19 protein-coding genes are annotated in these 14726 nt (G+C 71.0%); 2 read left to right on the top strand and 17 right to left on the bottom strand.

The genetic code is table 11. The annotated features are described in order from the left end of the window. Positions 1 to 23 precede the first annotated feature (23 nt). A complete protein-coding gene (locus ACQEVZ_RS24770; protein WP_433370509.1) occupies positions 24 to 4391 on the top strand; it encodes a hypothetical protein in 4368 nt (1455 codons plus the stop codon). Between the two features lie 310 nt (positions 4392 to 4701). Continuing rightward, the gene (locus ACQEVZ_RS24765; RefSeq protein ID WP_433370506.1) at positions 4702 to 5412 is read left to right on the top strand and encodes a 2OG-Fe(II) oxygenase; all 711 of its coding nucleotides are present in this window, start codon (positions 4702 to 4704) and stop codon (positions 5410 to 5412) included. 108 nt (positions 5413 to 5520) lie between these two features. Here the strand turns inward: ACQEVZ_RS24765 and ACQEVZ_RS24760 are convergent, their stop codons facing one another. The 17 genes from ACQEVZ_RS24760 to ACQEVZ_RS24680 form a co-directional block, all read right to left on the bottom strand. Beyond that, positions 5521 to 5787 (bottom strand): hypothetical protein, encoded by a 267-nt coding sequence (locus ACQEVZ_RS24760; RefSeq protein WP_433370503.1) that lies wholly within the window; start codon positions 5785 to 5787, stop codon positions 5521 to 5523. A gap of 218 nt (positions 5788 to 6005) precedes the next feature. Further along, entirely contained in the window at positions 6006 to 6335 is a 330-nt protein-coding gene (locus ACQEVZ_RS24755) for a hypothetical protein (RefSeq protein WP_433370500.1), read from the bottom strand. Between the two features lie 474 nt (positions 6336 to 6809). Then, complete coding sequence (locus ACQEVZ_RS24750) at positions 6810 to 7019, bottom strand: hypothetical protein (RefSeq protein ID WP_433370497.1); 210 nt, start codon at positions 7017 to 7019, stop codon at positions 6810 to 6812. 58 nt (positions 7020 to 7077) lie between these two features. Then, on the bottom strand, positions 7078 to 8463 hold the full coding sequence (locus ACQEVZ_RS24745; protein ID WP_433370494.1) for a hypothetical protein: 1386 nt from the start codon (positions 8461 to 8463) through the stop codon (positions 7078 to 7080). An 86-nt stretch (positions 8464 to 8549) separates the two neighbouring features. Further along, positions 8550 to 8753 (bottom strand): hypothetical protein, encoded by a 204-nt coding sequence (locus ACQEVZ_RS24740; protein WP_433370491.1) that lies wholly within the window; start codon positions 8751 to 8753, stop codon positions 8550 to 8552. Next, the gene (locus ACQEVZ_RS24735; protein ID WP_433370488.1) at positions 8750 to 9283 is read right to left on the bottom strand and encodes a hypothetical protein; all 534 of its coding nucleotides are present in this window, start codon (positions 9281 to 9283) and stop codon (positions 8750 to 8752) included. The genes ACQEVZ_RS24740 and ACQEVZ_RS24735 overlap by 4 nt, the downstream gene beginning before the upstream one ends. Next, positions 9280 to 9660 (bottom strand): DUF6907 domain-containing protein, encoded by a 381-nt coding sequence (locus tag ACQEVZ_RS24730; protein WP_433370485.1) that lies wholly within the window; start codon positions 9658 to 9660, stop codon positions 9280 to 9282. Before ACQEVZ_RS24730 ends, ACQEVZ_RS24735 begins: the two co-directional genes overlap by 4 nt. Beyond that, positions 9657 to 10061: a hypothetical protein gene (locus ACQEVZ_RS24725; protein ID WP_433370482.1), complete on the bottom strand. Its 405-nt coding sequence runs from the start codon at positions 10059 to 10061 to the stop codon at positions 9657 to 9659. The genes ACQEVZ_RS24730 and ACQEVZ_RS24725 overlap by 4 nt, the downstream gene beginning before the upstream one ends. Further along, positions 10058 to 11047, bottom strand: coding sequence for a sigma-70 family RNA polymerase sigma factor (locus ACQEVZ_RS24720; RefSeq protein ID WP_433370479.1), 990 nt, complete (start codon positions 11045 to 11047; stop codon positions 10058 to 10060). Before ACQEVZ_RS24720 ends, ACQEVZ_RS24725 begins: the two co-directional genes overlap by 4 nt. Further along, positions 11044 to 11835: a sigma factor-like helix-turn-helix DNA-binding protein gene (locus tag ACQEVZ_RS24715; RefSeq protein WP_433370476.1), complete on the bottom strand. Its 792-nt coding sequence runs from the start codon at positions 11833 to 11835 to the stop codon at positions 11044 to 11046. The genes ACQEVZ_RS24720 and ACQEVZ_RS24715 overlap by 4 nt, the downstream gene beginning before the upstream one ends. After that, positions 11832 to 12185 (bottom strand): hypothetical protein, encoded by a 354-nt coding sequence (locus ACQEVZ_RS24710; RefSeq protein WP_433370473.1) that lies wholly within the window; start codon positions 12183 to 12185, stop codon positions 11832 to 11834. Before ACQEVZ_RS24710 ends, ACQEVZ_RS24715 begins: the two co-directional genes overlap by 4 nt. Then, entirely contained in the window at positions 12172 to 12513 is a 342-nt protein-coding gene (locus ACQEVZ_RS24705) for a hypothetical protein (protein ID WP_433370470.1), read from the bottom strand. The genes ACQEVZ_RS24710 and ACQEVZ_RS24705 overlap by 14 nt, the downstream gene beginning before the upstream one ends. Then, positions 12510 to 12911: a DUF6907 domain-containing protein gene (locus tag ACQEVZ_RS24700; protein ID WP_433370467.1), complete on the bottom strand. Its 402-nt coding sequence runs from the start codon at positions 12909 to 12911 to the stop codon at positions 12510 to 12512. Before ACQEVZ_RS24700 ends, ACQEVZ_RS24705 begins: the two co-directional genes overlap by 4 nt. Next, entirely contained in the window at positions 12908 to 13213 is a 306-nt protein-coding gene (locus ACQEVZ_RS24695) for a DUF6907 domain-containing protein (RefSeq protein ID WP_433370463.1), read from the bottom strand. Before ACQEVZ_RS24695 ends, ACQEVZ_RS24700 begins: the two co-directional genes overlap by 4 nt. Then, a complete protein-coding gene (locus tag ACQEVZ_RS24690) occupies positions 13210 to 13683 on the bottom strand; it encodes a hypothetical protein (protein ID WP_433370460.1) in 474 nt (157 codons plus the stop codon). Before ACQEVZ_RS24690 ends, ACQEVZ_RS24695 begins: the two co-directional genes overlap by 4 nt. After that, positions 13680 to 14210, bottom strand: coding sequence for a hypothetical protein (locus tag ACQEVZ_RS24685; RefSeq protein ID WP_433370457.1), 531 nt, complete (start codon positions 14208 to 14210; stop codon positions 13680 to 13682). Before ACQEVZ_RS24685 ends, ACQEVZ_RS24690 begins: the two co-directional genes overlap by 4 nt. After that, complete coding sequence (locus ACQEVZ_RS24680; protein ID WP_433370454.1) at positions 14207 to 14665, bottom strand: hypothetical protein; 459 nt, start codon at positions 14663 to 14665, stop codon at positions 14207 to 14209. The genes ACQEVZ_RS24685 and ACQEVZ_RS24680 overlap by 4 nt, the downstream gene beginning before the upstream one ends. Positions 14666 to 14726: the final 61 nt, after the last annotated feature.

The following is a 14726-nucleotide window of genomic DNA, read 5'->3' as shown; positions in this document are numbered from 1 at the left end:
TCACATGAACGGGCGGTCTGACCGTGGCAGCATCTGGCGGGTCAGCTAGCGGCATCTCCGCGGGATCGGTCCACGTCGACGTCATTCCTCGGACTGCGGGCTTCTGGGCGGCATTCGTCGCCCAAACCACACCCGGCGCCACGGCGGCCGGCAACACCATCGGCGCAGCCCTCGGCGCCGCGATATCGGCCCGGATCCGCGCCGCCGTCAACGGCAGCCTGAGCGGCCTTACGCCGACCGCCGCCCGCCACGGCGCCGCCCTCGGCAACCGGTTCGGCGGCACGTTCGCGACCACCGCCGAGCAGCGAATCCGGGCAGCTCTGCGGGCGCTCCCTGAGTACCGGGTCAACATCTACGCGCGGGCGACCGACGCCGAGCGGAAGATGCGGGAGCTCCGCGACCAGCTGGAGAGGCTGTCGACGAAGCGCATCGGGATCGACATCACCGAGACGCAGGCACGTGAGGAAGTCGCCCGCCTCAGGGCCGAGCTCGACCGGCTCGCCGCAACCGCGTCATCGCCGAGGGTCCGCGTCGACACCGGCCGCGCCTCCATCGAACTTGCCCTGCTCGAACAGCAGCTTGAACGCCTGGACGGGCGCAGGGCCGGCGCCGAGGTCGACGTCGACACCGACCGGTCCAGGATCGGCGTCAACCGTCTCACTGACGCGATCCTGACCATCGGCCCGGCCGCCGTCCCGGCCGCCGCGTCGGCTGCCGCTGCGATCGGCGGTATCGGTGCCGCTGCCGTCATCGCAGCCCCGTCCGTCGGCGTGCTCGCGCTCGCGTTCGGCGGCATCGGCGGCGCGGTCAAGGCGCTGAGCAACGCGCAAGCCGAGCAGGCCAAGACCGGGAACACCGCGGTCCAGCAACAGAGGTCCCTCGCGTCCAGCAGCGACCAGGTCCGCTCCGCCGTGGCGTCCCTCGCCAACACCCGCGCGAACGCCGCCGACCAGCAGCGCCGCAGCCTGCAGCAGATCGCCGACGCGGAACGCGCGGTCACTCGCGCGCAGGAGGCAGCGACCCGGGCGCAGGAGTCGCTCAACGACGCCCGCGAGGCGGAACGCCGCAGTCAGGAGGACACGGCGCAGGCGCTCAAGCGCAACGCCGTCGACCAGGCGAAGGCCGCGACGCAGGTCGCGGAGCTGCAGCGCCAGCTGGCGTCGTTCGGCGGGGAGAACACCGCGAACGCTCTCGCCGAAGCGCAGGAGCAGGCGGAGGAACTCGCGATCACCGGGCGGCGTCTCGCCGCCGATCAGGAGCGCGACCGGAAGACCGGCATCGACGGGTCGAAGCGTGTCCTCGAGGCGCAACGCTCGCTCGCGGAGGCGCAGCAGAAGGTTACCGACGCTGTCCGCGCCGAGGGTGAGGCGCGGCTGCAGGCGGCGTCGCAGGCCCGGCAGGCAGCGTTCCAGATCGCGCAGGGCCAGGCCGCGATCACAGCCGCACAGCGGGCCGCCGGCGCGGCACTCTCGGCGACCGCGTCGACGGCAGGCTCGGCACTGGACAAGCTCGACGACGAGCTGCGGACCCTGCCGCTCAGCGGCCAGAGGTTCGCCCGCTTCATCTTCGGCCTGAAGCCCGACCTGGACCGTCTTCGCGCGTCAGCGTCCGACGGTCTCCTGCCGGGCGCCGAGGCGGGTATCCGGCGGCTCCTGCCGTACATGGACGGTCTGACGGACTACGTCGGCGAGCTCGCCGACGAGCTGGGGCGCACCGCGGATCGGGCTGGCCGCGCGCTCACGTCGCCGTTCTGGTCGCGGTTCTTCACGCTCGTCGGCAACGAGGGCGTGCCGACCCTGCGAGGCCTAGTCACCGTGACCGGGAACGTGGCCGTCGGCATCGCCGGCATGGTGCAGGCGTTCATCCCGTTCGAGCGGTCGATGGGCCGCGGGCTGATCAACCTCACCGATCGGTTCGCGAACTTCTCGCAGGGGATGTCGACGAACAAGGGCTTCCAGGAGTTCATCCGTTACGCGAGCGTCGAGGGACCGCGGGTCGTCGCCACCATCGGCGAGCTCATCCGGGTGGGCGTCCGCATCGGGCAGGCGTACGCACCCGTCGGGTCCGTCGTCCTCGGCGTCCTCCGCGGGATCACCGCAGGCCTCAACGCTATCCCGCTGCCGGTGCTGACCGGGCTCGTCATCGGGATCACCGCCTACAAGGCGGCGACGCTGCTCGCTGCCGGCGCGCAGGGCCTCCTCAACTCGGGCCTCCTGACCGGCGCCGCCCGGATGATCACCTTCGGGTCGGTGACCACAACCACGATGACGCAGGCCGGCGCCATCCCCAGCACGACGACCGCCGCCACCCGGGCGATCAACGCGATGAGCGGCGCGATCGGCGGTCCGTTCGTCCTGGCGCTCACCGCCGCCGCCGTCACCATCGGGTACTTCGTCTCACAGAACCAGAAGGCGAAGCAGGAAGCCCAGGCGCTCACCTCAGCGCTCGGCGACTACGGCCGCGCCTTCAAGGAGGGCGTCAACCCGGCAACCGTCGAGAACGCGAAGGCGATCCTCGCCCAGAACGAGAAGCTCCGCGGCCTCGTCGAACTGACCCAACAGGCAGGCATCAGCTCACAGACGCTCGCCGCCGGCCTCAACGGCGAGGTCGCCGCCCGCGATGAGGTTACGAAGGCGATCCAGAACCAGATCGACCTCGCGTACCTGGAGAAGGCGTTCCAGAGCGGCGAGGCGCACGAGGCTACCGAGCGCCGCATCAAGGACCTCGAGGCGCTCCAGAAGGCGTTCGACTCGACCAACGCCAACGCCGCCGAGGCGGCCCGGCTCGCGTCCGGGCTCGCCGCCGAGCAGAAGAAGGCGAACGGGGTCTTCGACGAGGCATCGCCGACGGTCAAGACCCTCGCCGACTCGTACAAGATCCTCGCAAGCGCCCAGTCCTCCACCGCCGACAAGGCCCGCGCGCTGAAAGACGCCGAGGACCTCCTGTTCGGGTCTGCGCGCGCCGCCGACGAGGCCGCCGAGAACCAGGCCAAGGCGCTCCTCAACACCAACAAGGTGCTTGAGGTACGGGAGAACCTGACCGGCAAGGGCGCCAAGACACTCGACCTCAACACCGAGGCTGGTCAGAGACTGCGTGACAGCCTCAAGGATCAGCTCGCCGCGATCAACGCGACCTTCCGCGCTCGTGTCGCGGACGGCGAGTCGATCGAGTCGGCGACGAAGAAGCATGACGAAGAGGTCGAGGCGCTCAAGAAGAACGCCACTCAGCACGGCATCAACGGCAAGGCCGTCCAGAACCTGATCGACATCTACGGCAAGGTGCCGCCGTCGAAGTCGACCGACGTCACGATCAGCGGCATCGACGCGACGAAGGCCCAGCTCGATGAGTTGCTCGTCTACCAAACGGCGCTCCGCGAAGGCATTAGCTTGAGCACCGCCCGCGGGAGGCTGCACCCCGACGTCACCTCTCCGGGCGGCAAGGGCAACTCGCGCGGGTCGCTGCTCGCCGCCGGCGGCCCCGTCGTCGGACCCGGCACCGGCACTTCCGATGACGTGCCGGCCGCCGAACGCGCCACGGGCGCCAGGTACTGGCTGTCCAACGGCGAGTTCGTGCAGAAGACCGCCGCGGTGCAGCACTACGGCACAGGGTTCATGCATGCCGTCAACGACCTGAAGTTCCCGAAGGCCGCCGCACGGACATACGCGGCCGGCGGTCTCGTGCAGGGCTTCTTGACGGAGCACTACCCGTTCCCGGCGACCACGAAGACCACGCGCATCCCGACACGGGAAGAGGTCGCTGCTGCGGTCGCCATCAAGGGCATCGCCGGTGCGTGGCCGTCGAGCCCTTCGGCGCAGCGCGGCGACAGCGGCGTGTGGAAAGCCGTTCTCGCCCTGATCAAGTCCGGCCCCGGCGGTGGCACGTTCGGGAATGCTTACAGACCCGGTGACCCGAAGTGGCACGGTTCAGGACGCGCGATTGACTGGATGGGCTTCAACCAGGACGCCCTCGCGACCTACCTCGCCGCGCACCGCCCCCTGGAGCTCATCCACCGCACGCGGACCCGCGACTACGCGTACACGCGGGGGGTGAATAAGGGTTCCTTCAACAACGCGTTGATGGAGCAGCACCGCAACCACATCCACGTGGCTCTCCGCGCGGGTGGCCTGGTGGGCGCCGCAGCACCGCAGATTCCGTTCGGCGTGTACGACAGCGGCGGCCATCTACCGCAGGGTCTGAGCCTCGCCTACAACGGCACCGGCCGGCCCGAGGTCATCCCCAACCCGCAGACCGGCGGCGGCGAACCCCAGTTCAACGTGATCCTGTCGGCGGCAGACCCACAACTGAAAGCACTCGTGTCGATGATCGACGTCCGCGTCGAACGGGCCACCGACCAGCTTGCGCGTGACCTCCGGAGCGGCCCTCGTGTCTAGCGGCACTGCGGCACGACGTCCTACGCGCACGACGCACACCCGGCACTACCGGGTCGCCGCCGCCGACACATTCACCCGAGGTCCACGGGACCGACCGGCGCGCGAGGGACACCTCCACGCCGAGCGGGCCGAGCGAGATCTCCGCGTTCGGCTAGCTGCTGGCGAACGCCCGGCCGTGCTGCTTGTTGCGCCCGAGCGTGCGACCCGGGCGAAGATCGGCCCGGACGGTCACGTCTCCAAGGTGTTCGCGTGGGCGCCACCCGGCGCGGACGACATTGGTCTCCGGGACTTCTGGACGCACGTCCCGCACGTGACCGCAGAGCTCGAAGTTCAATCCAGTGCGCCGGACTTCGCCAGCAACCTGTACGCGGCCAACGGCTCAGTCTGGGTCAGCTCGGGTCGCGTCCGGAGGCTCACGGTCTCGGGGTGGCTCGGGCCGGTCTCCGACCAACTCGCCGAGCGGTACGGCGTCCCTGTCGATGTTGACCCGGCCCCGGAACTGCCTCCGCCGCCGCTGATCGGCGCGGGGTCGATCCTGTGCCGCAACGTGCTGCCCGACGTGCTTATTGCCCGGCTCCTCGCGTTGCCACGCCCCACGGGAAGCCTCGTCGAACGGTACCCCGGGTTTCAGCCGCCACGCCTTGCAGCAGAGCCGCCATGGGAAGACTGGGGCGGCATCATCAGCAACGCCCTTGTCGGCGCTGGCGAAGTCCTTGGAGCGCCGATCAACTACTGCGGCGAGTTCGGCGTCGTCGAGTACCTGCCGGGCGACCGGTTTCCAGAGCACACCGACCACATCGACGCTGGTGCTGACACATGGGACCGGACGGTCTCGTTCAGCCTGCTTTTGAACGAGCCGGACAGGGACTTCCGGGGTGGGGAGTTTGAGATCGGCGGTCAGGACATGGACCTGCACCGCGGCGACCTGATCGCGTTCACGTCCCGAACGCCCCACGCGGTCCGGCAGATCACGGCCGGCAGGCGGCTCGTGCTCGTGGCGTTCGGCGAGTACCGCAGGTGACCGGGCCGCTCTACGGGGACAGGGGCACAGGGTTGCCGTTAGGCGTCCACCGTTAGGCCCTGCCGCGCCGGGGACATGCGTCCCGGCGCGGCAGGAGAGAGCCGAGAGCTACCGGAACGCGTCGATCCGCCGCTGCTCGCCGGCGAAGTACTCGCGCGCCTCCGGGCTGGCGTCGTCGGCGAGGTAGTCGCGGACCTCGTCGAGCAGGTCCTGCCACTCGGTGAGCTGCTTCGCCTTGAACGCCGGGTCGACCTCGTCGACGGGGCGGGTCGTGCCGTCGATCGTCTCGGGCAGCCCGGTCGTGATCGTCCGGTAGCTCCACAGAGCCTCGGCCTCGGTCATGCCGTCCATACCGCCTACGTGCAGGGGTGCCATGGTGCTCTCCTGTTCCGGCCCGCAGGCCGCTCGATGTGGGGATTGCGTGATTGCTTGCGTGCACTGGATCCGGCCGTAGCGGTCCACGCCCAGAAGTCCGCGTGCACATGCGGGTGTGCGCGTCCGTGTCACGCGCGCGATACCAGCGGCCGACGCTGTCGGCAAGCAGCCGTGGTCACGAACCGGTGTTACGACGGTGCGCGACGCGTTCGGCCGGCTCACCAGAAGGTCAGACCCTTCCGCTTCGTCGGCAGGACACGCTGACGCTCCCGCTGCTCGATCTGGTGCTGCTCGACCCGGTCTTCGAGGCGGAGGCACAGCTGCTGCAGGTCGTCGATGATGACCCGCCACAGCTCGTCGGCGAGCGTCGCCGGTACGCCGCCGCGCACCACGGCGCGGAGGCGGTCATACCAGACCTGCGTCCGCTTCCGGTGGGTGTCGGCGGCGGCGAGACGCTGCGCCCAGAACGCTTCCCGGCGCTCACGTGAAGCGTTCTGCCGGGCGGTGCGCCGGCGGGCGGTGTCCTCGTGGACGGGGGTCTGGCTCATGAAGGTCGGCTCCTTGGTTGCTGTGAGTGAGTTGCTATGCGGCGGCCAACTGCGTAGCCTCGCGCGCGTGCGCGTCACGGGGCCGCGTTGGGTCGCTCCTGGCGCCGGATTGGACTGCCGCAACGGCTGCCGCCGCCGCATTGCCGGTGACACGCAGTGAGCGCGCCCCCGTGCCGGGGGAGGTCTTCCCGCCCCTCTTCCGGCGGTCTTCCTGCGGGTCTCCCGGACCTCTTCCGGACCCTCTTCCCCGCCCGTCTTCTCGACCGGCGGCAGCCGCTCCCACCAGTGAGGACGCCAGAGCGGGCCCCCGGGACGAGCCGGCGTCGGGGAGACCGGCAACCCCTTCCCCTTCTCTGGGCTCACCGTCGAGCGTTTGAGGATCATCGGGATCAGCCGGCGCGCTGAGCTGCTGACTGATCCCACGAACCCCACCGTCGGCGGCCGGCAGGGGAGAGCAGCCGCCGACGGTGGAAGTCACGGCAGAACTTGGCTGATCGCCGCACTCGCCGCGGTGATCGCCGCCCGCATCGCAGTCCGGCGCCGCGCCTGCTCGGCGGTGAGCGGGCTCCCGACCGGCGTCCAGTCGGAACGCAGCCAGTCGGCAGCGTCAGTGAGCGCACGGGCGGCGCGGTCAAGGTCGGTTTCGGCGTGGGCCAGCATCTCATCCGGCGTCGGCAGGGTCACCGCCGATCACCTCGTCCACGGCCAGTGGTGGCCGCCCCGGCCGCCCCTCGGTGGGCGCTCATCTGGCCGCCCCGTGGTCGTAGCCGTTGGCGTGGCCGAGGCTCGCCTTGGCGGCCGTGACATGGCGCCGCATGGTGCGCTCTGGGACGTCGAACCTCGCGGCCAACTGCGCCGCGGTGACCTGTGGGTTGCGCTTCAGCGCTGCGGCCACCTTCTGCACGGTTGCCGAGCCCCGGTCTGGCCGTGGCTTCCGCTGTGGCTGGCCGCCCGCCGATCCGCGTTCCCCCTGCTCGCCGCCCTGCTCGTCGTCGTACTCGTCGGCCAGGTTGCTGCCGTCGCTGGCGCCGATCATGGCCGGTTCGTCGGCCACCTCAACGGCCAGTTCTCGGCCATTCGTGGCCGCCGAAGTGGCCGGTTCGTCGGCCACGACCGCGGCCAATTCCGGCCGCTGAATGGCCGCCAGATTGGCCGCCGCTTCGAGCCTGGCCGTGGCCGCCGCAGTGGCCGACTCGATGGCCGCGATGTGGCCGGCCATCTGGCCGTCGACGGCCTGCCGGACAGCGGCCAAGATCTCGTCCTTGACCTCGTCCGGGTCGAACGGCTCGCCCGCGATCGACGGCACCCGGACCGGCGCCTGGTGTGCGGCGATCCGCGACGGCAGCAGGTCCGCGGCGATGAGGTCGGTCAGGCCGACGTAGTCCGCCTGCCGCTCCAACTCGTCGGCGACGCGATCGAGATCGTAGGCGTTGATCGCGATGCCTGCCGTCACCGGGTCGACCGCCTTGCGGATCTTCTTTTCCAGGACGCGGCTGATGCCCTTCACCCGGCGGTCCCGGCGCATCGCCAGTTCCGCCTGGAACAGCGAACCCGTCAGGCCGAGGCTCGGCTTGGCCTTCGCCATAGACCGCGCCCGCAGCGTGATCCAGGGGTGCCGCACCCAGTGCGTGATGAACTCGTACCGGGGCGGCAGGTCCGACATCTGGCCGTTCGCACGGAGCCGGTCCCGCCGCCGGTGCTCGGTCGACAGCGCCCACACCAGGAACCCGACGGTCGACATGAAGGCGAAGAACGCGCCGGTCACCTTGTTGTCGTGCGCCATCCAGTTGAAGACGGTCGCGAACGCGGCGATGCCGACGGCGAGCAGGTAGGTGAATATGGCGCTCTCGCCGAGTCGGCGCCGCACCTCGGCGGTCCGCATGATGACGACCCCGCCGAGCTCCAGCACGGACACGGCGGGGACCGCGACCCACCACGGCACGCCGATGACCTCGACCGCGCCGGACACCTGCCCGCCGAGAGCGGTCAGGAGCACGAACAGGTAGAAGACGGCCTTCAGCTTGTTCGTCCACGCGTTCGTCTTCTCGAGGTCGGCGTCGTACTCGGCGACCTTGCCGCGTCGTCGCGACGTCCGGCCGTAGTCGGGTTCGGTACCGTCCGGTCCCACGCGCGCGGGCGTCACGGGGCCGGGCTGTCCGTCCGCCCAAGGGCCGCCGGTTCCGTCGTCCGGAAAAACGTCGGTGCCGTGGTCGCTCACGGGGTCTCCTCACGGCTGGTGTAGATGAAGCGGTAGAGGGCCTGCTGCAGGTCGACGAGGTCCCCGCCGCGGGCGACGGCCGGGTTGGTCAGGTCCGGGAAGCCGTGCGCGGCGAGCACCCGGGCCACGTCCAGCACGAGGCCGAGCGTGAACCGCGGGTCGTCGTCCTCGCCGAGCGGCTGGACCGGGTAGGCGCTCACGCCGACGCTCCGAGCTGAACCATCGCGTCGACGCGGACGTGCAGCGCCGGCGTGTCCGGGTCGGTCTCCTCGCTCAGGTCGGTGAAGACCTGGACCTCGCCGGGGCAGTCGGTGTCCGTGCAGCACCACAGGTCGTGGAGCAGCGCGACGACGGACTGCACGGTGCCGCCGACCGTGATGTAGTCGCCGATCTGCAGCCGCCCGGCGGGGACCGCGTTGACCGCGGTGCACGCCGCTTCGAACAGGGCGGCGGCGAGCTCGAACGCTCGGTTGGGGCTGAACCGGTACGTCTCCAGCTCGGTGCCGTCGTTGACGAGCGCCATCAGGTGAACTTCGGGCTGCTCCAGCTGGGCAACGAACACCGACGCGGCGTCGTCGCCCCTGCTGCGGTCCGCCGGGACGACCGTGGCTGGCGACGTGTGCCAGTCGGTGTGGTCGTGGTGCTGAATGTGCTCGGTGCACCACGGCGGACCGCCGGAGCACGCGCCCGGCAGGTGGCCGACGTGAGGGCGGTGCGGTGCGATCGTCACGACTGCACCCCCGCCGGGACGAGGTCGGCCGCCTGGATCGCGGCGGCGATCAGTGCCTGGCCGAGCTGCAGGGCCGCGGCCGGGGTGAGGGCTTCCGCCCAGTCGTGGTTGCCGCGGGTCGGGCCGTCGCCGGCAAGCCAGACGTAGGGCACCCCGGGGTCGGGGCTGCGCAGGTCGTCGTCGTCGCGGCAGGCCACCACGAGCGCCGTCACGTCGGGCTCGCCGAGCCCGACGTTGACTGCGGTCGCCTCGTGGTGGCGCTCCTCGCGGTGCGCGCCGCACTCGGCGGTCACGCGGCACCACGGCGGGCACGGAGCGGGCGGCGGCAGCTCGACGACCCGGAAGCACGAGTTGCCCGCGAAGAGGACGGCGGTCACCGGACCTCACCGCCTTCACGGCCCAGCGCGACGAGCGCCAGCAGGTGCAGCGCGAAACGCTCGGTCTCGTCGAGGGTCGCGATCGCATCGGAGTTCGCCCCCACCCGAGCAGAACGAGGCGCCCCACCGAGGCCGATCTCCACCATCAGGCCCTGGTGCCGGTCCATCATCAGGTGCGCACGGGCGTACGTGGCGAAGTCGTTGTCGATGTCGCCGAGCGCGTCCCAGCCGTGGCCCGACATCGGCGTCCGCTCGCTGTGGTGGTTGCTCGCGTGGACTACGGCGTAGTCGGGGTCGTGCCAGTCGGGTTCGCCGATGCACCACGGCGGGCAGTCCGGGAGGACGACCTTCACGTCCGACGTCGACAGGTCCGGTGCGGGCTTCTCGATCGCGAGCGTCATCGGGGCTCGCCTCCTTCGGTCTTGGTGAACTTGCGGGTTGACTCGGTGGCGCTGGCGCCGGCGAGGCGACGGCGGGCTTCGTCGCATAGGCGAGTCACCGCGTGCGGGGCGATGCCCAGGCGCTGGGCGGCCTCCGTGGCGCCGAGGCCGTCCCGGAACCGCAGCAGGACTGCCTGCTGCTGCCGAGGGGTGAGGGTCGCAAGCTGGTCCGGGTCCGACACGGCCGCCGCGAGGGTCGGCCATGTCGTCTCGATCTCGGGGGCAACCGCCCGGATGGCGGCGTTGACCTTCTTCAGGTGCGAGTGGACCGTTCCCGTGCTGATGCCGAGCCTGCGCGCGATCTCCTGGTTGTCGAGCTGGTCGAGGTAGCGCAGCTGTGCCACCTCGGCGGCCCTCGGGCTCAGCCGCGAGAGCACACCCTCACGCAGCGCCTCGGCCGCGACGTCGGTGCGGGTCAGTGCCGGCGGGCGCTCGTCGAGCAGTTCCCGAACCTGGAGAAGGGCGTTGTGGCCGAGCTGCCGGGCGTTGTGCTCGGCAATGCCGATCTCGTCGGCGACGTCGGACCACCGCATGTCGTGGCCGTAGTGCAGCACGAGGGCAGAGCGTCGGCTCGCGCCGAGCTTGTCTAGCGCTGCGTGAAGCCGGCGCAGCCGGCGGTGGTTCGCGGCGCTCATCTGCGCTGGGGCGCGCGAGTCATGCTCGGCGAGGTCAACCACGTCACTGGCGGGAACGTCGCGGCGCCGCCGGTGGGCTGCCAGGATCTGATGGCGAGCCATGGTCCAGATGAGCGGCGCCGGGTGGCGGTCCTGCTCGAAGCGGTCACGGATGGTCCAGGCGTAGGCGAACGTCTCCTGGACGACGTCCTCCGCGTCGCGGGCTCCACCCATGGTGCGATGGACCATGGCAAGGAGTGGCCTGCGTAGTTCCCGGTAGGCAGCCTCAACGTCGAGGACCTCGACGGTGGGCGGCTCCATCACGGCGGTCATGCCGCACCGCCAAACGCCGGCGCGACGTCGAGCAGACCCCATGAGCGCAGCTGCGTCTTGGCACGGCCGATGTACGTCTTCACCTTGTCGGGCTTGACACCCATCACGCGGGCCGTGTCGGTCGTCGACATGCCGTCGACGTAGCGCAGCTGCATCGCGGTTCGCTGCCGCGACGACAGCCGGGCGAGCGCGGTCACGGCGGCCGGCGTGAGGTAGGTGGTGATCCGGGTCCGCAGACCGCGGAGCGGCACCATCTCCCCCGGCTTGAACTCGGCGGCGACACACGCCCCGGACAGGTCCGTGTGGACGCGGACGGTGCCCGCCCCCTGGTTCAGCCGCAGCCCGGTCACGGTGTGCGTGGTTCGGTCGACGGCGATCCGGTCGCCGATACGCAGGTCACTGGCGCGCTTCATGCCGCGGGCCGCGATGACGTGCGCGAGGATCTCCCGGGCGATCTGGTCGGCCTCGTCGAGGGTGGCGTAGCCGCCGTCCCCGCCGGGCATCCGGTCGCGGGTCGTCGCCATGTAGAGGCGGGTCCGGCCCGCGGCACCGTCGAGGGTGTCCCGCCGCTCCAGGTTGAGCGTGAAGCCGTTGCTGCCGCGCTGGTCACCGGCGGACATCGGCAGGTCGATGGAGGCGCTGTCGTGGTAGATCGTCTCGTCCTCGCGGAGCACCTCGAGGTCGTGGTTGTCCGGAGTGCCGGCACACCACGGCAGACCCTGCGGGCAGCGCGCGGGCGGCGCTTCGATGGGCGCCGTGGTGGCGGGACGGTCGAGGGTGATGGTCATGACTGGGCACCGCCGTTCGCGGGGTCGAGGGTGGGCAGTTCGGTCACGGCCGGGTCGGCGGCGGCGAGCACGCGCAGGACAGCGCCGAACGCGGTGTAAAGGTCGCGGAGCTGGGCCTCGTCGACCTCGACAACCGGGGGCGGCTTCAGCCCTGCGCCGGCCACGATGCCCAGTTCGAGCAGCGGGCGGCTGTCCGCGTCGCCGTAGACGGTGAGGATGAACCGGGCGCTGTCCGGGTTGCCGGCGTCTGCGGGGACGTCGATCGGTCGGCTGTAGTGCAGGTGACCCGGCTCGGCTGTGCACTCGGCGATCTCGCACCACGCCGGGTGGCGCACGTCATGCGGCGACACGGGACACCTCCGCGACAGCGGCACGGACACGGTCGGCGGTGATGGACTCGGCTGGTTTCGCGGGCCGCTCGTCGGAGCAGACCGTTGCGCGGCGGCCGTGCCACCACAGCACCCGATGGTTGTGGATCTCGATGTATCCGGTGCCGAGGGCGGTCAGCTCGATCTGCCCCATCCCGAACCACTCCAGCCACTCCAGGCCAGCCGCGATGGTGGCGGTGTGGAGGGTGACCACGTCGTGGTGGGTCAGGACGATCCGGATCGGGCAGGGCATGCCCCCGGCGACCGCGGCAGCGATCTGCAGCAGGGCCTCACGGCGCGGGATGCTCATCGGGTCACCTCGCCCCGGGTGGTGGTGACGCTGTCGGCGGCGTCGAGCAGGGCGGCGGCGAACGCGCGGGCCTGCTCGGGCGTGAACCCGACCGCGTCGGTGATCAGCGAGCCGAAGTCGGCCGGCAGGAGCCACACCACGGGGAGCGTCTGCCCGTCGTTGGTGTCGAGCCGGGCGGCCGTGACCTCGATCGTCTTCGGCTGTTCGGCGGCGACGAGGCTTGCCGGGCCGCCGGTCTTGATCGGCGTGTACGCGCCGTGGTGGTACTCGGCGCCGTCCGGGTCGGTCTCGTGGGTGAAGCACCACGGCAGCCGGTCGGGGCACGGGACAAAGCGGAGCCCGGTGCTCTGGGCCGGGGCCCCGCCGGTGACGGCGGGGCGCTCGACGGTGATCGTCATCGGGTCTCCTCGATCTGGTCGGCGAGGTTCAGGGCAGCGGCGGCAAGCTGACGCAGCTCGGCGGCATTCAGGTCGACGCCATCGGGGTGCGAGTCGACGCTGACCGCCACGACGCCGGCAAGCCCGGCGAGGTCGTACCGGTTGAGGCGCAGCGACACGCTGCCGGCGATCAGAGACTTGCCGCCGGAGGCCTCGATGAACTCCGGCGCCGACTCGTGCAGCACGGCGCCGTCGTCATCGATCAGGTCCTGCGTGCACCAGGGCGGGCACGCGGGCGCGGTGGTCAGGGTCGCCGTGCTCATCCAGTCACCTCGGGCGGTGTCGGGCCGGCGGTGGTCGGTCCAGGAGTTGCACCCATCCAGGCCGCGACCTCGGCGGCGAACCGGTCGGAGGCGAAGCCCAGCAGCGCATCGGCCATCGTCAGGAAGTTGGCGACCCGATCGAGCTGGGTGTGCACCTGCGCGGTCGGCAGCGAGGGGACGTCGAGGTCAACGACCAGCCAGCGCGCGCCACCAGACACGTGCGTTGAGACGGTCACCTGCCCGTCGGGGTCGGTCCATGGCTCCGCCATGCCCCGCTTGACACCCGCGCGGTCGAGGCGCAGCAGGAACGACGGGCAGGAGATCGACAGCAGGTCCGGCTGGGCCGGGTCGACGACGAAACCGGCGATGCTGGCGTGCGCCCTGTCTGCGGTGGACTGGTTCCGGCGATCTGCCCGCGTCATGAAGATCGGGATGCGGGCAACGATCGGCTCTACGGCGGCGGCGGTCATGGGGTCACCGCCGCAGCGGCCGGGCGTGCGTCGTCGCGCCACACAGGCAGCCCGACCCGCTTCGCGTGCGCCCGAGCCCGGCGGTTCATCTCCGACCGCGCCTTCGCCTTCGACGCCACGGTGACGCACTCGACGTCACCGGCGCCCGACGGCTGGTCCTGGATCTGCCACCCGGCCCCGCGGACCTGATGCGCGGACGCCAGCACGTGACCGCGGGCGCTGTACCCGCGGCCGGTGGCAACGACGACCTCCATGTGCGAGACGCCCTCGTTGACCACCACGCACCGCTGCTGCTGGGCCTTCCACCCGTCGACGTACGGGTGCTTGTCCGAGCGCCAGAACCGCCACACGCACCGGTCGGTGGTGACGGTGACCTGGGCGTGGATCTCGCCGTGCGGGGTGCGGGAGACGATCGTCTCCCACCGCCCGGCCGGGGTGAAGATCAGGCCGGGCGCGTGCATCTCGTCGACCTTCCACTCGAGCGCCGTCGGGCACTCGTGCTCGGCCTCGTCGTCGTAGCCGCTCACGCCGCCACCGTCACGGGCGCGGCGTCCGTGGTGCCGTCGAGGTCGTCGGCGTTGAGCAGGGCGGCGGCGAGCTCGCGGCGCTGGGCGCGGGTCAGGGTGACGCTGAACGCGGTGCTGTAGTCGCTGCCCGTGAGGGTGAGGACGACGTCGGTCTGGGGCGTCCAGCCGTCCTCGTTCCAGTCGGACCGCTCCAAGGTGACGGAGATGCGGGCCTCGCCGCCGTCGACCTTGTCGACCGTGTCGGCCTGGTAGACGGTGCGCTCGTGCTCGCGGGCCATCTCGTAGGCGTGGCCCTGGGGTTCGGCGTGCCAGAGGCCGCCGCCGATGCAGTCGCCGGGGCACCACCGGGGGCAGGTCCACCACGTGGTCTCGGCCTCGGCGAGGTACGGCACGAACGCGGGGATCGGGGGGACGACGGAGAGGTGGGAACGGTTGGCCTTAGGGTTGGTTGCCATGAGCGAGGCCTCCAGTGGTTTGCTCTAGGGCCCCGGGCTGCGGTTGCGTCGCGTGTTCGGG

The sequence above is a fragment of the Dactylosporangium sp. CA-152071 genome (assembly GCF_050936335.1).
In the GTDB taxonomy this organism is placed as follows: Bacteria; Actinomycetota; Actinomycetes; order Mycobacteriales; family Micromonosporaceae; genus Dactylosporangium; species Dactylosporangium maewongense.
Note: the sequence above shows the minus strand (reverse complement) of the source record. Positions and strands in the feature narration are given on the sequence as shown.